The 22,016-nt window shown below is 74.7% G+C and carries 24 protein-coding genes; 16 read left to right on the top strand and 8 right to left on the bottom strand.

The genetic code is table 11. The annotated features are described in order from the left end of the window. The first annotated feature begins 2 nt into the window (after positions 1-2). The 9 genes from O7599_RS00860 to O7599_RS00820 all read left to right on the top strand — a co-directional run bounded on the left by O7599_RS00860 (position 3) and on the right by O7599_RS00820 (position 7,488). Positions 3-620: a riboflavin synthase gene (locus O7599_RS00860; RefSeq protein WP_281620101.1), complete on the top strand. Its 618-nt coding sequence runs from the start codon at positions 3-5 to the stop codon at positions 618-620. Further along, a complete protein-coding gene (locus O7599_RS00855; protein WP_281620100.1) occupies positions 617-1,282 on the top strand; it encodes a nicotinamide mononucleotide transporter family protein in 666 nt (221 codons plus the stop codon). Before O7599_RS00860 ends, O7599_RS00855 begins: the two co-directional genes overlap by 4 nt. Beyond that, on the top strand, positions 1,279-2,649 hold the full coding sequence (locus O7599_RS00850) for a bifunctional 3,4-dihydroxy-2-butanone-4-phosphate synthase/GTP cyclohydrolase II (protein ID WP_281620099.1): 1,371 nt from the start codon (positions 1,279-1,281) through the stop codon (positions 2,647-2,649). The genes O7599_RS00855 and O7599_RS00850 overlap by 4 nt, the downstream gene beginning before the upstream one ends. Positions 2,650-2,695: 46 nt before the next feature. Beyond that, positions 2,696-3,181: a 6,7-dimethyl-8-ribityllumazine synthase gene (ribH, locus tag O7599_RS00845; RefSeq protein WP_281620098.1), complete on the top strand. Its 486-nt coding sequence runs from the start codon at positions 2,696-2,698 to the stop codon at positions 3,179-3,181. A gap of 34 nt (positions 3,182-3,215) precedes the next feature. After that, entirely contained in the window at positions 3,216-3,488 is a 273-nt protein-coding gene (locus tag O7599_RS00840) for a phosphoribosyl-ATP diphosphatase (protein ID WP_281620097.1), read from the top strand. A 49-nt stretch (positions 3,489-3,537) separates the two neighbouring features. Continuing rightward, positions 3,538-4,386: an ATP phosphoribosyltransferase gene (gene hisG / locus O7599_RS00835; protein ID WP_281620096.1), complete on the top strand. Its 849-nt coding sequence runs from the start codon at positions 3,538-3,540 to the stop codon at positions 4,384-4,386. Beyond that, a complete protein-coding gene (locus O7599_RS00830) occupies positions 4,383-4,823 on the top strand; it encodes a PH domain-containing protein (RefSeq protein ID WP_281620095.1) in 441 nt (146 codons plus the stop codon). Before hisG ends, O7599_RS00830 begins: the two co-directional genes overlap by 4 nt. Positions 4,824-4,996: 173 nt before the next feature. Beyond that, positions 4,997-6,367, top strand: coding sequence for a hemolysin family protein (locus O7599_RS00825; RefSeq protein ID WP_281620094.1), 1,371 nt, complete (start codon positions 4,997-4,999; stop codon positions 6,365-6,367). Further along, positions 6,364-7,488, top strand: coding sequence for a CNNM domain-containing protein (locus tag O7599_RS00820; RefSeq protein WP_281620093.1), 1,125 nt, complete (start codon positions 6,364-6,366; stop codon positions 7,486-7,488). Before O7599_RS00825 ends, O7599_RS00820 begins: the two co-directional genes overlap by 4 nt. A gap of 15 nt (positions 7,489-7,503) precedes the next feature. On the opposite strand, the gene O7599_RS00815 is transcribed toward O7599_RS00820, so the two are convergent. Together O7599_RS00815 and O7599_RS00810 are read right to left on the bottom strand one after the other, a co-directional pair. Continuing rightward, positions 7,504-9,369 (bottom strand): AAA family ATPase, encoded by a 1,866-nt coding sequence (locus tag O7599_RS00815; protein ID WP_281620092.1) that lies wholly within the window; start codon positions 9,367-9,369, stop codon positions 7,504-7,506. A gap of 421 nt (positions 9,370-9,790) precedes the next feature. Continuing rightward, on the bottom strand, positions 9,791-10,399 hold the full coding sequence (locus tag O7599_RS00810) for a hypothetical protein (protein ID WP_281620091.1): 609 nt from the start codon (positions 10,397-10,399) through the stop codon (positions 9,791-9,793). A gap of 176 nt (positions 10,400-10,575) precedes the next feature. Here O7599_RS00810 and O7599_RS00805 point away from each other — a divergent pair, with 176 nt between their 5' ends. Next, positions 10,576-11,949 (top strand): peptidase C39 family protein, encoded by a 1,374-nt coding sequence (locus O7599_RS00805; protein WP_281620090.1) that lies wholly within the window; start codon positions 10,576-10,578, stop codon positions 11,947-11,949. Between the two features lie 85 nt (positions 11,950-12,034). On the opposite strand, the gene O7599_RS00800 is transcribed toward O7599_RS00805, so the two are convergent. The 4 genes from O7599_RS00800 to O7599_RS00785 form a co-directional block, all read right to left on the bottom strand. After that, positions 12,035-12,652: a GNAT family N-acetyltransferase gene (locus O7599_RS00800; RefSeq protein WP_281620089.1), complete on the bottom strand. Its 618-nt coding sequence runs from the start codon at positions 12,650-12,652 to the stop codon at positions 12,035-12,037. Positions 12,653-12,734: 82 nt separating this feature from the next. Then, positions 12,735-13,070, bottom strand: coding sequence for a hypothetical protein (locus O7599_RS00795; protein WP_281620088.1), 336 nt, complete (start codon positions 13,068-13,070; stop codon positions 12,735-12,737). Positions 13,071-13,125: 55 nt separating this feature from the next. Continuing rightward, positions 13,126-13,443 (bottom strand): multidrug efflux SMR transporter, encoded by a 318-nt coding sequence (locus O7599_RS00790; RefSeq protein WP_281620087.1) that lies wholly within the window; start codon positions 13,441-13,443, stop codon positions 13,126-13,128. Between the two features lie 64 nt (positions 13,444-13,507). After that, positions 13,508-14,248 carry an SDR family oxidoreductase gene (locus tag O7599_RS00785; RefSeq protein ID WP_281620086.1) on the bottom strand — a complete coding sequence of 247 codons (741 nt, stop codon included), beginning with the start codon at positions 14,246-14,248 and terminating at the stop codon, positions 13,508-13,510. A gap of 131 nt (positions 14,249-14,379) precedes the next feature. Here O7599_RS00785 and O7599_RS00780 point away from each other — a divergent pair, with 131 nt between their 5' ends. After that, positions 14,380-15,033: a TetR/AcrR family transcriptional regulator gene (locus O7599_RS00780; RefSeq protein WP_281620085.1), complete on the top strand. Its 654-nt coding sequence runs from the start codon at positions 14,380-14,382 to the stop codon at positions 15,031-15,033. Between the two features lie 228 nt (positions 15,034-15,261). Further along, complete coding sequence (locus O7599_RS00775; protein WP_281620084.1) at positions 15,262-16,440, top strand: acyl-CoA dehydrogenase family protein; 1,179 nt, start codon at positions 15,262-15,264, stop codon at positions 16,438-16,440. 75 nt (positions 16,441-16,515) lie between these two features. Here the strand turns inward: O7599_RS00775 and O7599_RS00770 are convergent, their stop codons facing one another. After that, positions 16,516-16,908: a hypothetical protein gene (locus O7599_RS00770; protein ID WP_281620083.1), complete on the bottom strand. Its 393-nt coding sequence runs from the start codon at positions 16,906-16,908 to the stop codon at positions 16,516-16,518. Between the two features lie 237 nt (positions 16,909-17,145). Between O7599_RS00770 and O7599_RS00765 the strand changes: the two genes are divergently transcribed. The 4 genes from O7599_RS00765 to fxsA all read left to right on the top strand — a co-directional run bounded on the left by O7599_RS00765 (position 17,146) and on the right by fxsA (position 21,372). After that, positions 17,146-17,586, top strand: coding sequence for an Lrp/AsnC family transcriptional regulator (locus O7599_RS00765; protein WP_281620082.1), 441 nt, complete (start codon positions 17,146-17,148; stop codon positions 17,584-17,586). 41 nt (positions 17,587-17,627) lie between these two features. Beyond that, positions 17,628-19,316, top strand: coding sequence for an amidohydrolase family protein (locus O7599_RS00760; protein WP_281620081.1), 1,689 nt, complete (start codon positions 17,628-17,630; stop codon positions 19,314-19,316). 652 nt (positions 19,317-19,968) lie between these two features. Then, entirely contained in the window at positions 19,969-20,736 is a 768-nt protein-coding gene (locus O7599_RS00755) for a polyprenol monophosphomannose synthase (protein ID WP_281620080.1), read from the top strand. 3 nt (positions 20,737-20,739) lie between these two features. Next, a complete protein-coding gene (gene fxsA / locus O7599_RS00750) occupies positions 20,740-21,372 on the top strand; it encodes an FxsA family membrane protein (RefSeq protein WP_281620079.1) in 633 nt (210 codons plus the stop codon). A 120-nt stretch (positions 21,373-21,492) separates the two neighbouring features. Here the strand turns inward: fxsA and O7599_RS00745 are convergent, their stop codons facing one another. Next, positions 21,493-21,867, bottom strand: a complete 375-nt coding sequence (locus O7599_RS00745; RefSeq protein WP_026276152.1) for an RNA polymerase-binding protein RbpA — start codon at positions 21,865-21,867, stop codon at positions 21,493-21,495. Between the last annotated feature and the right edge of the window lie 149 nt (positions 21,868-22,016).

Genomic DNA, 22,016 nt, shown 5'->3' with positions numbered 1-22,016 from the left:
CGTTGTTCACCGGAATCGTTGAAGAGCTCGGCGAGGTCGTCGCCGTCGAGGAGCTGCCGGACGCCGCCCGCTTCCGGCTGCGCGGCCCCGTCGTCACCGAGGGCGCCCGGCACGGCGACTCCGTCGCCGTCAACGGCGTCTGCCTGACCGTCGTCGACCAGGAGGGACCGGAGTTCACCGCCGACGTGATGGCCGAGACGCTGAACCGCTCCAGCCTCGGCGGGCTCGGCCCGGGCGACCGGGTCAACCTGGAGCGCCCCACCGCCGTCGGCGGTCGTCTCGGCGGGCACCTGGTGCAGGGCCACGTCGACGGCACCGGCGAGATCATGGAGCGCAAGACCTCCGACAACTGGGAGATCGTCACCGTCTCGCTGCCGGACGCCCTCACCCGCTACGTCGTGGAGAAGGGCTCCATCACCGTCGACGGCGTCAGCCTCACCGTCGTGGACGCCGGCCCCGACTTCTTCACCGTCAGCCTCATCCCCACCACGCTCGCGCTGACCACCCTCGGCCTCAAACAGCCCGGCGACAAGGTCAACCTGGAGGTCGACGTCGTCGCCAAGTACGTCGAGCGGCTGCTCGCCCCGCACGCCGCCCGCGCCGGGGGAGCGCGGGAGTGAACGCCCTGGACTCCCTCAACGGGGTGGCCTTCTCGGTGTTCGGCGAGGACATCAAGTGGGCCGACATGACCGGCAACGTGCTGGGCCTCACGGCCCTGGCCCTCGGCTGGCGCCGCTCCGTGGCGGTCTGGCCGGCCCAGGCGCTCTCCGGCGCGGTGCTCGTCGTCGCCTACGCCTCCGCCGGCCTCACCGGCGGCGTCGGCAAGCAACTGCTGGTCGTCGGCGTCTCGGCGTGGGGCTGGACGCAGTGGGCGCGCGGCCGGCGCGAGAGCGGGGCGATACAGGTGCGCTTCGCCACCTGGACCGAGCGCGCCTGGCTCGTCGCCGCCACCGCGGCCGGCACCACCGCCGTCGCGCTGCTCTTCCTGGCCGTCCCGTCGCTGTCCTGGAACCCCTGGCCCGACGCCTACCTGTTCACCGGCTCTGTCGCCGCCATGGTCGCCATGGCCCGCGGCTGGGTCGAGTTCTGGTTCGCCTGGCTCGCCGTCGACGCCGTCGGCGTCCCCCTCGCGTACTCCGGCGACCTGAAGTTCTCCGCCCTCGTGTACGTCGTCTACGGCGTCGTCGTCCTCCTCGGCCTGCGCGCCTGGTGGACCGCGAGCCGGCGCACCGCCCCTCCCGCCGCCGGGCGGCCGGAGGCACTGGAAGGAGCCACCGCATGACCGCCCTGCAGACCTGGCAGCCCGCCCGGGACGCGGAGGACCTCCGCCTCGACCCAGTCGAGCTGGCGATAGAGGAGATCGCCGCCGGCCGGCCCGTGGTCGTCGTGGACGACGAGGACCGGGAGAACGAGGGCGACCTCGTCGTCGCCGCCGAGCTGATCACGCCCGCCACCGTGGCGTTCATGATGCGCGAGTGCAGCGGCCTGATCTGCATGCCGATGGAGGGCGAGGCGCTGGACCGCCTCGGCATCCCGCAGATGGCCGAGCGGAACACGGAGTCCATGCGCACCGCCTTCACCGTCACCGTGGACGCCTCCGCCGCACACGGCGTCAGCACCGGCGTCTCCGCCTCGGACCGGGCGACCACGATCCGGCTGCTCACCGACCCCGCCGCCGTCGCCACGGACTTCGTCCGCCCCGGGCACATCTTCCCGCTGCGCGCCCGCGAGGGCGGCGTGCTCGTCCGCAACGGGCACACCGAGGCCGGCGTGGACCTCGCCCGGCTCGCCGGGCTGCGGCCGGCCGCCGCGATCGTGGAGATCGCCGGTGAGGACGGCGAGATGCTGCGGCTGCCGCAGCTCGTGCCGTTCGCCCGCAGGCACGGCTTCGCGATCATCTCCATCGCCGACCTCATCGACCACCGCCGCGCCAACGAGCCCACCCAGGCCGTCATCGAGCCGCCCGCCGGCCCGGCCGCCGCCGTCGTCCCCGCCGTGCACGCCGACGCCCCCGCCGTGCACCGCGAGGCCGCGACCCGGCTGCCCACCGCCTACGGCGACTTCACCGCGTACGGCTACCGCTCGGCCGCGGACGGCGTCGAACACATCGCCCTGGTCATGGGCGACGTCACCCGGGACGACCTCGGCGAGGGAGTGCTCGTACGCCTCCACTCCGAGTGCCTGACCGGCGACGTCTTCGGCTCCCAGCGCTGCGACTGCGGCCCCCAGCTCCACGCCTCGCTGCGCCGCGTGGCCGCCGAGGGCCGCGGCGTCGTGATCTACCTGCGCGGGCACGAGGGCCGCGGCATCGGCCTGCTGTCCAAGCTGCGCGCGTACGAGCTCCAGGAGCGCGGCCGCGACACCCTCGACGCCAACCTGGAGCTGGGCCTGCCCGCCGACGCCCGCGACTACGCCGCGGGCGCGCGCATGCTCGCCGACCTCGGCGTCACCTCGGTGCGGCTGATGACCAACAACCCGGAGAAGGTCGACGCCCTGCTGCGGCACGGCCTGGCCGTCACCCGGCGCGAGCCCACCCCGGTCGAGGCCGGCGAGCACAATCTGCGCTACCTGCGCACCAAGCGCGACCGCATGGGCCACCAGTTGCCGTGGCTGGACGGCGCGCCCGTCGCGGTGTGCAGCAACCAGTGACCGATCAGCACCGAAACCTCCCCTGTCCCAGAGAACGAGGAGAGCCGTGAGCGGCAAGGGCGCACCCGAACTGACCGTGAAGAACTGCGAGGACCTGCGGGTCGCCGTCGTCGCCGCGCTCTGGCACGAGCAGGTGATGGACGGCCTCGTCGACGGCGCCCTGCGCGCCCTCGGCGAGCTGGGCATCGCCGAGCCCACCCTGCTGCGGGTGCCCGGCAGCTTCGAGCTGCCGGTGGCCGCCAAGGCGATGGCCGACCGCGGCTACGACGCCGTCGTCGCCCTCGGCGTCGTCATCCGCGGCGGCACGCCCCACTTCGACTACGTGTGCCAGGGCGTCACCGAGGGCCTGACCCGGGTCGGCGTGGAGACCGGCGTGCCCGTCGGCTTCGGCGTGCTCACCTGCGACACCGAGGAGCAGGCGCTCGCCCGCGCCGGGCTCGCGGACTCCGTGGAGGACAAGGGCCACGAGGCGGTCACCGCCGCCGTCGCCACCGCCGCGGCACTGCGCACGGTCGCCGAGCCCTGGCGCTGAGCGCTCCCGCGGACCCCGTAGACTTGGGCGCACCATGGGCAGCAAGACATTCGAGGAGCTCTTCGCCGAGCTCCAGCGGAAGGCCGCCACCGGCGACCCCGCCACCTCCGGCACCGCCCGGCTCGTCGAGCAGGGCGTGCACGCCATCGGCAAGAAGGTCGTCGAGGAGGCGGCGGAGGTCTGGATGGCCGCCGAGCACGAGGGCGAGGACCGCACCGCGGAGGAGATCTCCCAACTCCTCTACCACCTGCAGGTGATGATGGTCGCCCGGGGCATCTCCCTGGACGACGTCTACGCCCACCTCTGACCCCGTACGCACCCGTCAGCCGACCGGCAGAACAGGAAGAGCCACGACCATGCTGCGCATCGCCGTCCCCAACAAGGGTTCCCTCGCCGAGCCTGCGTCGGCGATGCTCCATGAGGCCGGCTACCGGCAGCGCACGGACCGCCACGAACTGGTGCTCACCGACTCCGACAACGACGTCGAGTTCTTCTTCCTGCGCCCCCGCGACATCGCCGTCTACGTCGGCTCGGGCCGCCTCGACATCGGCATCACCGGCCGCGACCTGCTGCTCGACTCCGGCGCCGGCGCCGAGGAGATCATGCAGCTCGGCTTCGGCGCCTCCACCTTCCGCTACGCCACCCGCCCCGGCACCGCCGCCGGCGTCGCCGACTTCGCCGGCAAGACCGTGGCCACGTCCTTCTCCGGGCTGGTCGCCAAGCACCTGGCGGACCACGGTGTCGACGCGGACGTCGTGCACCTCGACGGCGCCGTGGAGACCGCGATCAAGCTCGGCGTGGCCGAGATCATCGCCGACGTCGTCGAGACCGGCACCACGCTCCGGCAGGCCGGTCTGGAGATCATCGACGAGCCGATCCTCACCTCCGAGGCGATCGTCGTCCGCGGCACCGGCTCGCCGCGGGAGGAGCCGAAGGTACGGCAGTTCCTGCGCCGGATGCAGGGCGTCCTCGTCGCCCGGCGGTACGTGATGATGGACTACGACATCCGCGCCGAGCACCTGGAACAGGCCGTCGCCCTCACCCCGGGCCTGGAGTCCCCGACCGTCTCCCCGCTGCACCACGAGGGGTGGGTGGCCGTCCGCTCGATGGTGCCCACCGCGGACGCCCAGCGGATCATGGACGAGCTGTACGAGCTGGGGGCGCGGGCCATCCTCACCACGACGATCCACGCCTGCCGCCTGTGACCGCCGCCGACCTGCCGGTCGTCTTCCGGCCGCGCCGCACCCGGGTGGTGCTCGTCACCGCCGGCCTCGCCATCTTCGCCACGCTCACGGCGATCGGCATGACGCTGAGCCTGAGCGCGGGGGAGCGGATCAGCTTCGTCGTGGTCGGGCTCTTCTTCCTCGGCGGGCTGCTCGTGCTCGGCCGGCCCAAGGTGGTCGCGGACGACGACGGCGTCACCGTGACCAACCTGACCCACAGCCGGCGCCTGGCCTGGGCCGAGATCCTCGGCGTCAACCTGCGGCCCGGCGACCCGTGGGTCTCTCTCGACCTCGCCGACGGCACGAGCCTGCCGGCCATGGGCATCCAGCCGGGCATCGCCCGGGAGCAGGCCGAGCAGGACGCGCGCGCGCTCGCCGGGATGGCCGCGGAGCGCGGCACGGGCGCGTCCGGCGCCTGAGTCCGCCCCCCGTGCCCGCGGGGTCGTGTCTAGTCTGGTGCGCAGGGCCCGCGAAGGGGCCCTCCCGGGGCCGCGCGCACCGGGCCACCCGGCGACCCGAGGAGTGAGCCCCCCAGGGCGATGGACGGATCCTCCTGTAGTACCGGCGCCGCCTCCCGCGCGGAGGCGGCCCGATGATCACCTCACTGGCGCTGCTCGGGCTGGCGTTCCTGCTGATCCTGGCCAACGGGTTCTTCGTGGCGGCCGAGTTCGGGCTCGTCGCCGTGGAGCGTCCCCAGGCGGAACGGGCCGCCGCGGCCGGCGACCGGCGGGCCGCCCGTGTCGTGGCCGCCCTGCGGCAGTTGTCGTTCCAGCTCTCCGGCACCCAGCTCGGCATCACCCTGACCTCGCTGGTCGTCGGCATGCTCGCCGAGCCCGCGCTCGGCCGGCTGCTTCGCGTCCCGCTGACCGCCGCGGGGCTGCCCGCCGGCGCGGTGCCCGGCACCGCGCTTGCCGCCGGGGTGCTGCTCGCCTCCGCCGCGCAGATGGTCCTCGGCGAGCTGGTGCCGAAGAACTGGGCCGTCTCCCGGCCGCTGGCCGTCGCCCGGTTCGTCGCCGGGCCGCAGACCGCGTTCGCGCGCTTCTTCCGCCCGCTCATCGCGCTGCTCAACACCGCCGCCAACCGGCTGGTGCGGCTGCTGGGCGTCGAGCCGGCCGAGGAGCTGGCGTCGGCCCGTACGCCGACGGAACTCGGGTCGCTGGCGCGCAGTTCCGCACAGGCCGGGATGATCGAGCCGGACGCCGCCGACCTGTTCGTCCGCACCCTGTCCCTCGGCGGGCTGACCGCGCAGCACGTGATGACACCGCGGGTTCGGGTGGTCGCGCTCCAGTCCTCCGCCACCGCCGCCGACGTCCTCAACCTCACGCGCGCCACCGGCCTGTCCCGCTTCCCCGTCTACGCCGGCCGGCTGGACGAGGTCACCGGCATGGTTCACCTCAAGGACGCCCTCGCCGTCCCCGCCGGACGGCGCGCGCGCACGCCCGTCGCACGGATCGCCGTGCCGCCGCTGCTGGTGCCCGGGACGCTCCCGGCGCAGCCGCTGCTGGAGAAGCTGCGCGGCGGGCAGCCGATAGCCGTGGTCGTCGACGAGTACGGCGGCACCGCGGGCGTGGTGACCCTGGAGGACATCGTCGAGGAACTGGTCGGCGAGGTCCGCGACGAACACGACCGGGAGGTCGACGGCGTCCCCGACCTGCGGTCCGCGCCGGCCGCCGACGGCCGCCAGGCGTGGGACGCCGACGGCGGCTGCCGCCTCGACGCGCTGCGCCGGATCGGGCTGACCGCGCCGGAGGGCCCGTACGAGACGGTCGCGGGACTCGTCGCCGCGCTGCTCGGCCGGATCCCGGCGGTCGGGGACACGGCGGTGCTGCCCGGCTGGCGGCTCGCCGTCCGGCACGTCGACCACCACCGGGCGGCGCTGGTACGGCTGGTGCGTACCGCGGACGGCGCAACCCCGGCGCACGCCGCCGCAGTCACCGGCGAGGCATCGGGGAGGGCCGCGTGAACGCGCTCCACCTGGCCTTCGCGGCGCTGCTGGTGGCGGCCAACGGGTTCTTCGTGGGCGCCGAGTTCGCACTCGTCTCCGTACGGCGCAGCCAGATCGAGCCGCGCGCCGCCGCCGGCTCCGCGCGCGCCCGCCGGGTGCTGTACGGGCTGGAGCACCTGCCGCAGATGATGGCCGCCGCGCAGTTCGGCATCACCGTCTGCTCGCTGACCCTCGGCGCGCTCGCCGAACCCGCCATCGCCTCGCTGCTGGAACCCGCCTTCCACGCGGCCCACGTGCCCCACGGCCTGATCCACCCGCTCGGCTACGCCGTCTCGCTGGCCGTCGTCGTCTGCCTGCACCTCGTCGTCGGCGAGATGGTGCCCAAGAACCTGGCGCTGGCCGCCCCCGCCGCCGCGGCGCTGTGGCTCGCGCCCGCGCTCGTCGCCTTCGCCCGGCTGTGCCGCCCCGCCACGGCGCTGCTCGGCGCCCTCGCCCGGCGCCTCCTGCGGCTGGTCCGGGTGGAGCCGCGCTCCGCCCTCACCAGCGTGTACACCACCGAGCAACTGACCGACCTGGTCGCCGACTCCCGCGAGGCCGGGCTGCTCGGCGACGGCGAGCAGCGGCGGCTCAACGACGCGCTCGGCCTCGGCTCGCGGCCGGTGACCGACGTCCTGCTCGACCCGGCGTCGATGGTCGCCGTGCCCGCCTCGGTCACCCCGCGGCAGGTCGAGGAGCTGACGGTACGCACCGGCTACTCGCGTTTCCCGGTGCGCGGCGACGGCGGGACCGGCGCCGCCGACGCGGCCGGGCCCAGGTATCTCGGCTATCTGCACGTGAAGGACGTCCTCGACCTGGAGGAGCGCGAACGGGCCGTGCCCGCGCACCTGTTCCGGCCGATGACCGTGCTGCGCCCGGAGCTGCCGCTGGACGACGCGCTGGCGGCGATGCGGCGCGGCGCGTCCCATCTGGCGGCGGTGGCCGACCCGGCCGCACCGGAGCGGGTGCTGGGCCTGGTGGCGCTGGAGGACGTGCTGGAGCTGCTGGTCGGCGAGGTGCGCGACCCCGCGCACCGGCTGACCGCGCGGCAGCGCACGGCGGACGGCGCCGCCGCCGCGTCCGTGCCCGCCTCGGTCGGCTGACCGCCCGGGGCCGGGTCAGCCGGTGTCCGGCTCCTCTTTCGGCTCCCGGCCGGAGAGGATCTCGCCGTACGCCTGCATCAGGTCCGGCAGCCGCAGCGTCGCGAGGTCCTCGCGGCCCGGCGGCCCCGGGTAGGCCGACAGCCGCAGATCGCGGTAGGCGCAGCTCTTCTCGTACAGCGTGCGCAGGAAGCGGCCGTTGCCCAGCTCGTCGATCCAGCCCTGGTCGACGACGTGCCCGCAGATGCTGCGCAGCTCCTCGACCGCCTCCTCGTCCCACGTGTCGCCGTTCTGCGCGGCGAGCACCTCGCCGATGGCGGTCAGCTCCAGCGGGCGGTAACTGGGGAAGTCGACGCGCGTCGTGAACCGGGACGTGAGGCCGGGGTTGCTCGAGAGCAGGCGGTCCATGCCCTTGGGATAGCCGGCGAGGATGACGACGAGCCGGTCGCGGTTGTCCTCGGCGCGCTTGAGCAGCACCTGCAGGGCCTCGTCGCCGTACGCGTCGCCCCGGGAGTAGCCGACGCCGGCGAGGCTGTACGCCTCGTCGATGAAGAGCACGCCGCCGAGCGCGGAGTCGATGAGGTCGTTGGCCTTCACCGCGGTCTGGCCGAGGAACTCGCCGACGAGATCGGCCCGTCCGGCCTCCACCAGCCGGTCGCTGGCGAGCAGCCCGAGGGCGTAGAAGACGCGGCCCAGGATGCGCGCCACGGTGGTCTTGCCCGTACCGGAGGGGCCGGAGAAGACGAAGTGCCGCTTCGGCGGCTGCACCGGCAGGCCCTCGCCGGCCCTCAGGCGCGCCATGTTGAGCTGCGCCGACAGCGCCCGCACCTGCCGCTTGACGGGGTCGAGGCCCACCATCCGGTCGAGGTCGGCCAGCGCCTCGGCGAGCATCGCCGGGTCGGCGGCGGCCGGCTGGTGTGCGGAGCCCGCGTGCAGCGGGGCCCGCTCGCGCAGCACGCCCGAGCCGCCCGCCGGGGGCGGCGGGCGCAGCACCTCGTCGGCGGGCACCAGCTCCCGGCCGTCGGGCGCCGGGGGAGCGGGGTCTCCCGGCGCGGTCTCCTGCTCGGCGCCGCCCAGCGACACCGACGCCAGACCCGGCACCGGATCGAGGCCGTCGAAGTCGTCGAGGCCGTCGATGGCGGCGATCCGGGCCGCGGTGTCCATGAAGGAGGGGTCGATCCGGTGCACCGCGCGGTACAGCGGCAGCGCGGCGGCGCTGCGGCCCGAGCCCTCCTGTGCGCGGGCCAGCCAGTAGCGCAGCTCCTTGCGCTGCGGCTGCTCGCTGCGGCAGCGCATCAGCGCGGCGGAGAGCATCGGCACGGCCTGCCCGTACATCTCCAGCCGGACCCGGGCCATGCCGGCGAAGAGCCCGGCCTCGATGCCGAGCAGCGGGTCGTCCGTCAGCGGCACGGTCAGCCGGACGAGCTGCTCCCAGTCCTTGACCAGATACGCGCGGCAGGCGTGCAGGAAGCGCACCTGCGGGTCGGCCTCGGCCGGGGGGCAGGCGGCGAGCGCCTGCTCCAGCTCGGCGACGTGCCGGCCGTCCAGCCAGTGCGAGGCGTGCGCCAGCAGCAGGTCGCGGCCGGAGTCGAGCACCGGCTGCACCCACCAGCCCAGCCAGTACCAGGAGTTGAGGGGGCGGCGGTGGCGGGCCCGCTGTTCGCCGAAGCGGTCGCGGTGCCGGTACATCTCCAGCAGCGCCGTCGCGGTGTCCGCCCGCAGCGCGTGCAGGCCCAGCCAGGCATCGGCCATCTGCGGGTCCAGCCGCACGGCGGACCTGAACTCCTCCTCGGCCCTGGTGTACGCGCCCATGGTGTAGGCGTCCACGCCCCGCAGCCAGGCGAGCTCCGCGGGGCCCTCGGGCCCGCGCGCGCCGTTGTCCATCACGTAGCCACCAACCGTTCCCCCGTGGATCTCCTCGGGTCGCTGGTCGGCCGCCCCTCACGAACTCCCCTGCAAAACGGGGGAGTTGCGGCAAAGACGGCCTGTTCGCATGGTACCCGCGGCGGCGATGCGGGCCGATGGCACGTATCGGACGCGCGCGCGGACCCGGCCGCCTGACGCGGTGACCGTCGGTGAGGGGCGCCCGGTCCGTAAGTCATCCCATTGTTCCCTCTTTGGACAGAACGAAGCCCCCGATCACGGGGGAACAATCGGGGGCTTCGCGCGTGAGGCGGTGCCGGTGGGGCCCGCTCACTGAGAACGTAAGTCCTGTACTGCCCCTGGGTCAAGCGGAGTTGGGGCGTGGAGGGGCATATTCCGGCCGGTCCCGGGACCGGCTACGCACGGTGTGCGCCCCGCGTGGTCAGCGGGCGTGCGCAGGCCCCGGGACCAGCCGGTACGCGTCCTCGCGGCGCACCACCAGAAGGCCCGCGTACGGGCGGGACGGGTCGGCCGAGAAGTGTGCACGCTCCGCCCGCTCCCAGCCGTCCCAGAAGACGGCGAGCCCCGGCCCGTCCCGCCGCCGGCCGCGCGCCCACGCCGCCGCGGCCGGCACCTCCATCCACAGCAGCCGGGCGAGGTGCGGGCGCAGCTCCCGGCGGCCCGCGCCCACGCCCTCGACGAGGACCACGGGCGCCGGCGGCAGCATGCGGCGCGCGGTGAAGGCGCGGGCGTCCCAGTCGTACGCGTCGTAGACCGCCGGGCGCCCGGCGGCCAGCGGTTCGAGCACCTGGCGCCACAGCCGCCCGGTCCAGCCGAAGAACTCGCGGTGTGTCGCGAGGTCGTCCAGCCGGAGCACGGGTGCACCGTCCAGCGCCGCGGCGAGCCGGCCGGCGAACGTCGTCTTGCCGGACCCGGCGTGCCCGTCCACGGCCACCAGCCGCACGGGTCCGCAGGACGGCGCGAGGCCGCGCAGCTCGCGGGCCAGCGCGGCCAGCGCGGGGTCGGACGCCGGGGCGTGGGTGGCGCTCATCGCCGCAAGGCTACGGCGACGGCCCCGCGGGGCCGTTCTCCGCCCCAGGTCACACCAGTGGTATGAACCAATGTTCACCCATCTCATAGCACGGATTGACTTCCTAACGGCAGAGCGAGGGTGAATAGTTGTGGCCTGCCCCCCGGCACGCGCCGCAACCGACTGGAGAGTCCGCCATGCCCCGAAGTGCGTCACGGCGTACCGTGCTGGCTGCCGCCCTGGCAGCCGCAGCGGCCGGTGCCGCCCCGGCCGCGTCCGCCTCCGCGCTGCCCGCCCCCGTCGCCCCTGGCGGCACGGCCGGCCGGCCGCCGCTCGGCAGCTCCCTCGTCGACTACCACGGCTGGGCCTCCGCGCCGGCCTGGCGCCGCGGCAGCGCCCGCGGAACGAAGGTCGTCACCGGCCGCCGCCCCGGCATCGTGATCGGCCGGCCCGCGGGCCGTACCGACTACGCCGACCCGCACACCGGCACCACCGCCTCCTGGGAGTACGCCACCTGGACCTCCCCGGTCCACCGGCTCGCGCCGCCCGCCACCGAGGTCATCGCCTCCTGGAACGCCGCCACCCCGGCCGGCACGTGGCTGATGGTCGAGCTGCGCGGCACGTACAACGACGGGGGCCGCACGCCCTGGTACGTGATGGGCCGCTGGGCATCGGGCGACGCGGACATCCGCCGCACCACGGTCGACGACCAGTCGGACGGCAGGAGCAGCATCTGGACCGACACCTTCTCGGTCGACGACGCCGCGAGCGGACTGCGGCTGGTCGACTACCAGTTGCGGGTCACCCTCTACCGCAAGCCCGGCAGCGACGCGACGCCGCAGGTGTGGCGGGTCGGCGCGATGGGCTCCGACGTGCCGGACCGCTTCGAGGTCCCGGCGAGCACGCCGCGGCTCTCCCGCGAACTGGCCGTCCCGCGCTACTCGCAGAACATCCACGTAGGCCGCTACCCGGAGTACGACAACGGCGGCGAGGCCTGGTGCAGCCCCACCTCCGCGCAGATGATCATCGAGTACTGGGGCCGCAAGCCGACCGCCGGGGACCTGGAGTGGGTCAACCCCGACTTCGACGACCCGCAGGTCTGCCACGCCGCCCGCTTCACGTACGACTACCAGTACGAGGGCTGCGGCAACTGGCCGTTCAACACCGCCTACGCGAGCACGTACCGCGACATGCACGGCGTCGTCACCCGCCTCGGCTCGCTCGCCGACGCCGAACTGCTCGTGGCCGCCGGCATCCCGCTGATAACGTCCCAGTCCTTCATCGAGGCGGAGCTGGACGGTGCTGGTTACGGCACCTCGGGCCACCTGATGACCGTCGTCGGCTTCACCAAGGACGGCGACGTCGTCGCCAACGACCCGGCCTCGCCGGACAACCCGGCGGTGCGGCACGTCTACAAGCGCCGCCAGTGGGAGAACATCTGGCTGCGCACGAAGCGCTACGACGCCGCGGGCGCGGTCCGCTCCGGCACCGGCGGCGTCTGCTACGTGCTCTGGGGCAGCGAGATCACCGGCGCCCAGCGCGCGGCCCTGGCCGCCGTCGGCATCCGCTGACGCACCGGCACGCCGCTCGAGGACCCGCCCGCCGCAAGGGGGCGGGTCCCGCCGCGTACGGGCCCGGCCGCCCCCCTCGGGCAGGTCAGCCGCGGAACAGCGCGGCGCCGGCCGGCCAGACGTAGCGCAGGCAGGCCGGGGAGCCGGCGAGCCGGGAAGGGTCGCCACCGGGCGGCGGGACGAGGGCGCGCTCCGTCCGGGTACCGCCGAGCGCGGCGTAGAAGGACTGCGCACGCGCGTTCTGCTCCAGCACCCACAGGTGCAGCCCCGACCCCGGCGCGGCCCCGGCGACGCCTTGGGCGGCAAGCCGCATCAGCCGGGCGCCGATGCCGCGCCGCTGACTGCCGTGCGCGACGTGCAGGTTGTCCACCAGCGCGCCCCAGCGGGGGTGCTCGTCCAGGACGGCGTGCACGAACCCCACGACCGCACCGTCGGCCTCGCAGACGTACGTCAGCCGCCCGCTCTCCCCGTGTTCACCCCGCCCGCCCGCGAGGCGCGCGGCCCAGACGGTCTCGCGGTCGGCGACGACGTCGCCGTCGAGGAAGGCGTCGGCGTAGGCGCCCCGGTAGTGGCGGCGCCAACTGGCCGCGTGCAGCGCGGCGACGGCCGGCGCGTCGGCCGCCTCCGCGGCGCGGAAGCGCGGCTCAGGGCCGGAGGCGCGGGCGGCCGCGGACGCAGCGGATTCGGGCACGGACGGGGTCACGCTCAGAACGTAGACGACCGCGGCCCCCGGCCGCACGCCGGTTTCCCGTGCCCTGGCGCGTGGTCCGGAGGTCCCCATCGGCCTATCGCCGGAACAGGAACCGGAACCGGCGCCGCAGCCCGCCCCGGCGTCGCTTCGGCAGCCCGGCCGTCGACCGCCGCGGCCCGCCCACGGCGCCGCCCGGCCGGAACGGGTCGCCGGGGGCCGCGACCGGCGCCTGGCGGTCCGCCGCCGCGCGCACCTCGTGATACGAGTCGTGCGAGGTGATGCGTATCGCCTCCTCGCACGCGGCCAGCGCACCCTGCACGGCCGAGCCGGCGAGCCCGCGGCGGCGTACGACATCCTTGAGCCAGGTGAAGAAGCCCATCACCGCGGCGAGGCAGCCGAACACGACCAGATACGGCACGACGTTACCCATGCCGGGCCAACTCCCGGCGCACCCACGGGGTTCCGCCGCGCGCCCGGGGCCTTGCTCAGCCCTCGACGAACTTCAGGCCGATGACGCCCGCGAGGATCAGCCCCAGGCACGCCAGCCGCGCCGGCGACGCGCTCTCGCCCATCGCGAGGATGCCCACGGCGGCCACCCCCAGCGAGCCCAGCCCGACCCAGACGGCGTACGCCGTGCCCACGGGCAGGCTGCGCAGCGCCATCGTCAGCACGACGACGCTCACCATGGCCATCACCAGCCCGATCGTCGTGGGCCAGAGGCGGGTGAGGCCGTCGGAGTGCTTCAGGGCGGTGGCCCAGACGAGTTCGAGGCCCGCGGCGATCAGCAGGAATATCCAGGGCACGGTGTCTCCCGGGTCGGTCGTTCGGCGGTACGAGGGCGGGCGCGCGGCGCCGCGGGCGGACCCGCTACGCGGCGAAGCCGCCGTCGACGGCGATCGCCGCCCCGGTGATCTGCGCGCCGCCGGGACCGGCGAGGTGGGCCACGGTGGCGGCGACGTCCTCGGGCCGGCCGTAGCGGCCCAGCGCGCTGATGGCGCGGGCGGCGTCGGCGTCGGGCGAGTCGGCGGGGTTCATCTCCGTGTCGGTGTCGCCGGGGTGGACGACGGTGACGCAGACGCCCCGCGGGCCCAGGTCGCGGGCGAGCCCGCGGGTGAGGCCGGTCAGCGCGGACTTGCTGGCGGCGTAGAGCGTCCAGCCCGGTATCGGCACGCGCTCGGCGAAGCTGCTGCCGATGCTGATGATCCGCCCGCCGGGGCCGAGGTGCCGGGCGGCGGCCTGGGAGGCGAGGAAGGTAGCGCGGACGTGGATGGCGAGCGCCGCGTCCACGTCCTCCCGGCGCACCTCGGCCAGCGGCCCGTACGGTGCGATGCCCGCGTTGTTCACCAGGATGTCCAGCCGGCCCAGCTCTTCCGCGGCGCGGTCCACCGCGGCGACGACGGCGTCGGGGTCGGCGGCGTCGGCCGGGATGGCCAGGCCCCGCCGGCCGGCCTTCTCCACGGCGCGTATCACCTCCGCCGCCCGTTCGGGCGAGCGGTGGTACGTCATCGCCACGTCGGCACCCTCCTCGGCGAGCCGCCGCACGATCGCGGCGCCGATGCCGCGGCTGCCGCCGGTGACCAGGGCCGTCCGGCCCGCAAGCGATGTCATGACTGCTCCCTTCAACATCCGGAGAGCTCTCCGGTTGACCTCTTCGAAGAGTAACCGGAGAACTCTCCGGATGGCCAGCGGGAACCGGAGAACTCTCCCCTTCGCTATCCTCCGGACGGGAAGGAGCGCGGGTGACACACGACGAGGCGACCGGCCGGCCACGCCCGGCCCGCACCGAGCTGCCCGTGATCGGCGGCCCGCCGGCGGAGCGCGCGGACGCCGCGCAGAACCGCCGCAGGATCCTCGCCGCCGCGGCCGCGATGGTCGCCGAGCGGGGTCCCGAGGCGCTGTCCATGGACGAGGTGGCCAAGACCGCGGGGGTCGGCGTCGGCACCGTCTACCGCCGCTTCGGCGACCGCGCGGGACTCGCGTACGCGGTCATCGACGACCGCGAGGTGCAGTTCCAGACGGCGTTCCTGAAAGGCCCGCCGCCGCTCGGACCGGGCGCCGGCGCGCCGGAGCGCATCCGCGCCTTCCTGCACGCCCTGGTCGACCGCACCGAGGACCAGCTCGGGCTGCTGCTCGTGGCCGAGATGGACTCCGCCGACGCCCGGTTCGCCGAGGGCTCGTACGAGCTGTACCAGCAGCATCTCGCGCTGCTCCTCGGCCGGATCCGGCCGGAGGCCGACGTGCGCTGGCTCGCCGACGCCCTGCTCGCGCCGCTGGCCGCCAACCTCTACGGCTACCAGCGCCGCGTCGGCGGCATGAGCGTCGCCCGCGTCAAGGCCGGCTACGACGAGCTGCTCGCCGGGCTGGCGCCCCCGGGCGGTTCCCCCGGCCCCTGACATCCCGGAACCCGCCCCGCGAACTGGCCGGATCGGTGCGCACCCCGTTTGTCTCGGCGTACCGCCGATCGGGCATACTCCCCTTCACCGCAGCCGGACATGCCGGCCCGCCGTAACCCGGCGGGGCAGCATCGGGCTGCAGTAACACAACGGGCGGAGCCGCCCCATCCCGGGCGGCGCCGCTGTCGACAGCGCCGTACGCGCGCCCGGCGAAGAGGAGTGCACCGCATGGCCGTACGTGGTCCGCAGCCCGTGGAACGCGAGCTCCCCACCGAGGAGTCGCGCGACCTGCTGGCCCTCGTCCGCGAGCTGGTCCGGCGGGAGATCGCCCCGGTGGCGGCCGAGGAAGAGGAAGCGGGCCGCTTCCCCCGCGAGTTGTTCACCACCCTGTCGCAGTCGGGCCTGCTCGCACTGCCCTACGCGGCCGAGTACGGCGGCGGAGAGCAGCCGTACGCGGTCTATCTGCAGGTGCTGGAGGAACTCGCCGCCGCCCGGCTGACCGTCGGCCTCGGCACCTCCGTGCACACCCTCGCCAGCCACGCGGTCGCCGGCTACGGCACCGAGGGACAGCGCAAGGAGTTCCTTCCGGCCATCCTCGGCGGCGGCCTCCTCGGTGCGTACTGCCTCTCCGAGCCCGCCTCGGGCTCCGACGCCGCCGCCCTGACCACCCGGGCCGTACGCGACGGCGACACCTGGACCCTGGACGGCACCAAGGCGTGGATCACCCACGCGGGCGTCGCCGACTTCTACACCGTCCTCGCCCGCACCGGCGGCCCCGGCCCCGGCGGCATCACCGCCTTCCTCGTCCCCGGCGACGCCCCCGGGCTCGCCGCCGCGCCGCCGGAGAGGAAGATGGGCATGAAGGGCTCGCCCACCGGCCTGGTGCACTTCGACGGGGTACGGATCCCCGACGCGCGCCGCATCGGCGAGGAGGGGCAGGGCTTCGCCATCGCGCTCGACGCCCTCGACTCCGGCCGGCTGGGCATCGCGGCGTGCGCGGTCGGGGTGGCGCAGGGGGCACTGGACACGGCGCACGGATACGCCCTGGAGCGGCAGCAGTTCGGCCGGCCCGTCGCCGACTTCCAGGGGCTGCGCTTCATGCTCGCCGACATGGCGACGCAGATCGCGGCCGGGCGCGCGCTGTACCTCGCCGCCGCGCGGCGGCGCGACGCGGGCCTGGCCTTCGCCCAGGAGGCCGCCATGGCCAAGCTGTTCTGCACGGACGCGGCGATGCGGGTGACCACCGACGCGGTGCAGGTGCTCGGCGGCTACGGCTACACGGCGGACTTCCCCGCGGAGCGCTACATGCGCGAGGCGAAGGTGCTGCAGATCGTGGAGGGCACCAACCAGATCCAGCGCGTGGTCGTCGCGCGGCACCTGCTGGGCGCCGAGGCGGACCGGGGCTAGGCCCGGTTCGTACGGCGTCGCGGGCGCGGGGCGGGACCGGGACGCGGGCGGGTGCCGCGGGACCGGGCGGGGGCGTTACCCGCGCCGGCGCATCCCCGGCAGCCGCCGCCGCGCCGGCTCGTTCCCCGGGCCGCCGACGTGCGAGAAGGGCTGGCGGCGCCAGTCGAGGCCCTCGGGCAGCGTGAGCAGGGCCGCCGGGTCCTCGGCGCGCGCGTCCAGACGCGCGTCCTGCGGCACCGCGGCCGACAGCGGGCTGCCGGAGCCGGTGCACACGGTCAGGCCGAACGGGTTCGCGGGCGTGACGCGGGCGTGCTCGGGGAGCACGTCCTCGCCCTCCAGCAGCGCGATGGGCTGGACGCAGTCCGGGCAGAGCACCCGGAAGATCAGCGAGGTCTCGGCGTAACCGCCGTCCTCCTCGTCGTCGACGGCATCAGGCTCGACGAGCTCGACATGCTCGGAACGGCGCATGCTGCTCCCCCTCGGGTTGGCCACCTGGACGGTCACGTGGTGGTCTCGACCACAGCAAGGATTTCCCTCGCTGTCATCCGAATAATCGTCCGCGGGGTCGCCCTCGCTCCCGGATGAACTGTGGCCTTCGTCACACACCACCCCGCGCGCCGTACGCGCCCCCGACGGCGCCCTCCCCGGCCGCCCCAGCGGCCCCGGATGTACCTGACCGCCGCAAACGCAGTAGGTTGATGCGTTGTGGAGGAGTTGGACAGGCACATCGTGGAGCTGCTCGTCAGGGACGGGCGCATGAGCTATACGGATCTGGGCAAGGCCACCGGCCTGTCCACCTCGGCCGTGCACCAGCGGGTCCGGCGGCTGGAGCAGCGCGGCGTGATCCGCGGCTACGGTGCCATCGTCGACCCGGAGGCCATAGGACTGCCGATGACCGCGTTCATCTCGGTCAAGCCCTTCGACCCCAGCGCCCCCGACGACATCGCCGACCGGCTCGCCGAAGTCCCCGAGATCGAGGCGTGCCACAGCGTGGCGGGGGAGGAGAACTACATCCTCAAGGTGCGCGTAGCCGCCCCGGCGGAGCTGGAGGACCTGCTCGCCCGCATCCGCTCCCTCGCCGGTGTCTCCACCCGCACGACGGTCGTGCTCTCCACACCGTACGAAGCCAGGCCGCCGCGCTTCTGACGGCGCGGCGCCCCCCGATCCGAATCCGAGGCACCGCAGCCGTGACCGCCGAGAGCCCCTCCGTCCGCCCCGCCGACCCCGCCGCCGCGCGGGACCGTGCGGGTGCCGCGCGCCGCACCGTGCTGCTGCGCGGCGGCACCGTGCTCAGCCCCGCCGACCCGTTCGCCACCGCCATGGTCGTCGAGGGCGACCGGGTCGCCTGGGTGGGCTCCGAGGGCGCGGCCGACGGCTTCGCCGACGGCGGCGGCGTCGACGAGGTCGTCCACCTCGAAGGCGCCCTCGTCACGCCCGCGTTCACCGACGCGCACGTGCATCTGACCGCCACCGGCCTGGCGCTGACCGGCCTCGACCTGTCCGGCGCCACCGGGCTGGCCGACGCCCTCGCCCGGATCCGCGCACACGCCGCGGCCCGCCCCGCGGACCGGGTGCTGATCGGCCAGGGGTACGACGAGACCGGCTGGCCCGAGGGGCGCCCCCCGACCCGCGCCGAGCTGGACGAGGCCACCGGCGGCCGGCCGCTCTACCTCACCCGCGTCGACGTGCACTCCGCGGCCGTCACCACCGCCCTGCTCGATCTGGTGCCCGGCATCGCCGGCCGCGACGGCTACGCCGGCGGTGAGCCCCTGACCCGCGACGCCCACCACGCCGTACGCCGCGCCGCGTACGCCGCCATGTCGCCCGCGCAGCGCGCCGCCGCGCAGGGCGCCGCACTCGACCGGGCCGCGGCCGTCGGCATCGGCTCCGTCCACGAGTGTGCCGGGCCCGACATCAGCGGCGAGGACGACTTCGCCGCCCTCCTCGCGATGGCCGCCGAGCGGCCGGGGCCGCGGGTGACCGGCTACTGGGGCGAGGCCGTCGCCGGCCCCGAGGACGCCCGGCGCCTTCGCGAACTGGGTGCTTTCGGGGCGGCCGGGGACTTCTGCGCCGACGGCTCCCTCGGCTCCCGCACCGCCCACCTGACGCAGCCGTACGCCGACCGCCCCGGGCACCGCGGCAACGGCTACCTCGACGCCGCGGCCGTCGCCGCCCACGTCACCGCCTGCACCGAGGCGGGGCTCCAGGCGGGCTTCCACGCCATCGGGGACGCCGCCGTCGCCGCCGTGGTCGACGGCGTGCGGGCCGCGGCGGAGCGGGTCGGCCTGGACCGCGTACGGGCGCTGCGGCACCGCGTGGAGCACGCGGAGATGCTGACCCCGCAGACGGTCGCCGGGTTCGCGGAGCTGGCGCTCACGGCCTCCGTGCAGCCGGCGTTCGACGCCGCCTGGGGCGGCGAGGAGGGCATGTACGCGCGCCGGCTCGGGACGGAGCGGGCGCGGACCCTCAACCCGTACGCGGCCCTCCTGCGCGCCGGCGTGCCGCTCGCCCTCGGCTCCGACGCCCCGGTGACCCAGCTCGACCCCTGGCGGACCGTCCAGGCGGCCGCCTTCCACCGCACGCCGGAGCACCGCATCTCGGCCCGTGCCGCGTTCACCGCCCACACCCGCGGCGGCTGGCGGGCCGTCGGCCGCGACGACGCCGGCGTGCTCGTGCCCGGCGCGCCCGCCGACTACGCCGTCTGGGCGGCCGGCGACCTCGTCGTACAGGTGCCCGACGAGCGCATCGCGAACTGGTCGACCGACCCGCGCTCCGGCACCCCGGGTCTGCCCGACCTCACGCCCGGCGCCGAACTGCCCGTGTGCCTGCGTACCGTCGTGGCCGGAAACACCGTCCATGCGGGGCCGATCGGGTGAGTTAACGATCTTCGATCGGCCGAAAGTAGGCCGTCCCGGGCGCGGGACCGCGGCCTGATTTCGGGACTGACCAGCCGCTTCGGCAAAACGCCACAGGTGACACGGCTGTTGACACGCAACGGGCAACGGCGGGTAGTTTCGGCCGAGTCCACCACAGGACGTCCGGCCGGATCACCTCCGCGCAGTCGTGGAACGCTCTGGGCCACGGATGGTGTGCCGCACCGGCGCCCCATCGCAGGCAGCCAGGTCCAGGACTCCGGCACGGGGGCGAGGGAGGATGGCATCCGTCGGGCTGGTGTGACCCCGGGTGGGGCCCGGACGCTCAGTAGACAACGGCCCTCGGTCGATCCGCAGCCAGCGGGTCCCAGGTCGGACCGAAGGGCGCCGGGCCCGATCCGCAGCGGCACGGCCGGCGGGCGGGCACGGCTCCACGGGCCTTCGCACCCTTTCCCTTCCCGGCTCCTTCCCGGCTCTTTCCCGGAGAAGCACCCGCGTTCCCTTCCCGGGGGAGCCCCGTGCGCCGTCCCCGGGGTACCGTTGCGGACCGCCTCGGTGCCGGACCGCAGTGGACTCTGGCTATGGTGGGCGTCCCGTCCCGCGCGGCCGTGTGCGCGCGAGGACGGCCAGAGCGGGTATTGCGGAAGGGACGGCAGTGACAGACGGGGTTCAGGGGCGCTACGGCCCGCTGGGCGGCATCCTGGTGATCATCCCGACGTACAACGAGGCCCTGAACCTCGAGTCGATCGTCTCCAGGGTGCGGGAAGCGGTGCCAGACGCCGACGTCCTGGTCGTCGACGACAACAGCCCGGACGGCACCGGGAAGCTCGCCGACGAGCTGAGCGCCGACGACGCGCACGTCCACGTGCTGCACCGGGCGGGCAAGGAGGGCCTGGGCGCCGCCTACCTCGCCGGCTTCGGCTGGGGCCTTGAGCGGGACTACGGCGTGCTGGTCGAGATGGACGCCGACGGCTCGCACCGGCCGGAGGAACTGCCCCGGCTGCTCACCGCGCTCAAGGGCGCCGACCTGGTGCTCGGCTCCCGGTGGGTGCCCGGCGGCCGGGTCGTCAACTGGCCCAGGTCCCGGGAGTTCATCTCCCGCGGCGGCAGCGCGTACTCGCGGATCTGGCTCGGGCTGCGCATCCGGGATGTCACCGGGGGGTACCGCGCGTTCCGCCGGGAGACGCTGGAGGGCATCGGGCTGGAGAACATCGCCTCGCAGGGGTACTGCTTCCAGGTGGACCTGGCCCGGCGGGTGGCCGACGCCGGCTACCACGTCGTGGAGGTCCCGATCACCTTCGTCGAACGCGAGCGCGGCGACTCCAAGATGAGCAAGGACATCTTCGCCGAGGCGGCGTGGCGGGTACCGGCCTGGGGCGTACGGTCCCGGCTGGGGCGGATTCTCGGCCGCAGGCACACTTGAGTCATGAGCGATCGCATTCCGCAGCCGTACGAGGACCCGGCAGGCTCCGACGACCGGGGCGCGGGCCCGGGCTCCGGCCGCCGCGCAGGCCCCGGCGAGGGCCGCGGCCGGCGGCCGCGCCGCCGCCGCTCGCTCGCGCGCACCCTGGCACCCCTGGGCGTCGCCGCCTGGGCGCTGCTGGAGCTGTGGCTGCTGATCGTGATCGGCTCCGAGATCGGCGTCCTGGGCGTCTTCGCGGTGCTCGTGGGCGGGCTGATCCTGGGCTCGGTCGTCATCAAGCGCGCGGGCAGGCGCGCCTGGCGGTCGCTCGCCGAGCAGGTGCAGCGGCAGCAGAGCGGTGCCGCGCCGGATCCGGAGGCGGACCGCGGGCGCGGCTCGGGTAACGGGCTGACGATGCTCGCCGGCCTGCTGATCATGGTCCCGGGCCTGGTCACGGACGCCGCGGGGCTGCTTCTGCTGCTGCCGCCGGTGCGCGGGCTGGTGCGTCGGCGGCTGACCCGGATGATCGAGCGGTCGGCCGCCGGGCAGGACCTGGGCCAGGCGTACACGCAGGCGCGTATCCACCGCCCGGACGGCAAGGTCGTCCAGGGCGAGGTGATACGGGAAGACGACGAGGACCGGCCGCCGGGGCGCTGAAGCACCGCGCGGCGGTCACCGCGCGCCGCCCACCGTCCGTTTCCGGGCACCCGGAAGGGCCCGTCCCCGCACGGGGACGGGCCCTTCCGGGTGCCGTACGTCCGAAAGCCGCGCCGCGTCTCAGGCCGACTTGCGGCTGTCGCGCGGATGCACGGCGATGTTCATCGCGCCGGAGCGCAGCACCGCGAGCCGCTCGGCCAGGACCTCTTCGAGCTCGTCGCGGGTGCGCCGCTCCATGAGCATGTCCCAGTGCGTCCGGGCAGGCTTGACCTTCTTCTCCTCGGGTCCCTCGCCGTCGACGAGCAGCGCCTGCGCGCCGCACGTCTTGCACTCCCACTCCGGCGGGATCTCCGCTTCGACCGAGAACGGCATCTCGAACCGATGGCCGTTCTGGCATGCGTACTCCACCGCCTGGCGCGGGGCCAGGTCGATGCCGCGGTCCGTCTCGTAGCTGGTCACCACGAGTCGCGTGCCGCGTAGAGCTCGCTCACTCATGAATCGTTGCCTCCCGGGCTTGTCGCCCACAGGACAGGTGTCGCTGTCGTCGTCATCCGGTCAACGTCCGGTCGGCGATGAAGATTCCCGTTCCGGGACACGCGTCGCCCGTCGTGCCGCCCCATTGCTTCTACCCACAGGAGTCCGCT

The organism is Streptomyces sp. WMMC500 (assembly GCF_027497195.1).
In the GTDB taxonomy this organism is placed as follows: Bacteria; Actinomycetota; Actinomycetes; order Streptomycetales; family Streptomycetaceae; genus Streptomyces.
Note: the sequence above shows the minus strand (reverse complement) of the source record. Positions and strands in the feature narration are given on the sequence as shown.

Coding starts and splice junctions, on each gene's coding strand:
- O7599_RS00850 (WP_281620099.1), top strand. CDS start 1,279: ATGACCGCCCTGCAGACCTGGCAGCCCGCCCGGGACGCGGAGGACCTC.
- O7599_RS00840 (WP_281620097.1), top strand. CDS start 3,216: ATGGGCAGCAAGACATTCGAGGAGCTCTTCGCCGAGCTCCAGCGGAAG.
- hisG (WP_281620096.1), top strand. CDS start 3,538: ATGCTGCGCATCGCCGTCCCCAACAAGGGTTCCCTCGCCGAGCCTGCG.
- O7599_RS00825 (WP_281620094.1), top strand. CDS start 4,997: ATGATCACCTCACTGGCGCTGCTCGGGCTGGCGTTCCTGCTGATCCTG.
- O7599_RS00815 (WP_281620092.1), bottom strand. CDS start 9,369: ATGGACAACGGCGCGCGCGGGCCCGAGGGCCCCGCGGAGCTCGCCTGG.
- O7599_RS00810 (WP_281620091.1), bottom strand. CDS start 10,399: ATGAGCGCCACCCACGCCCCGGCGTCCGACCCCGCGCTGGCCGCGCTG.
- O7599_RS00805 (WP_281620090.1), top strand. CDS start 10,576: ATGCCCCGAAGTGCGTCACGGCGTACCGTGCTGGCTGCCGCCCTGGCA.
- O7599_RS00795 (WP_281620088.1), bottom strand. CDS start 13,070: ATGGGTAACGTCGTGCCGTATCTGGTCGTGTTCGGCTGCCTCGCCGCG.
- O7599_RS00785 (WP_281620086.1), bottom strand. CDS start 14,248: ATGACATCGCTTGCGGGCCGGACGGCCCTGGTCACCGGCGGCAGCCGC.
- O7599_RS00775 (WP_281620084.1), top strand. CDS start 15,262: ATGGCCGTACGTGGTCCGCAGCCCGTGGAACGCGAGCTCCCCACCGAG.
- O7599_RS00770 (WP_281620083.1), bottom strand. CDS start 16,908: ATGCGCCGTTCCGAGCATGTCGAGCTCGTCGAGCCTGATGCCGTCGAC.
- fxsA (WP_281620079.1), top strand. CDS start 20,740: ATGAGCGATCGCATTCCGCAGCCGTACGAGGACCCGGCAGGCTCCGAC.
- O7599_RS00745 (WP_026276152.1), bottom strand. CDS start 21,867: ATGAGTGAGCGAGCTCTACGCGGCACGCGACTCGTGGTGACCAGCTAC.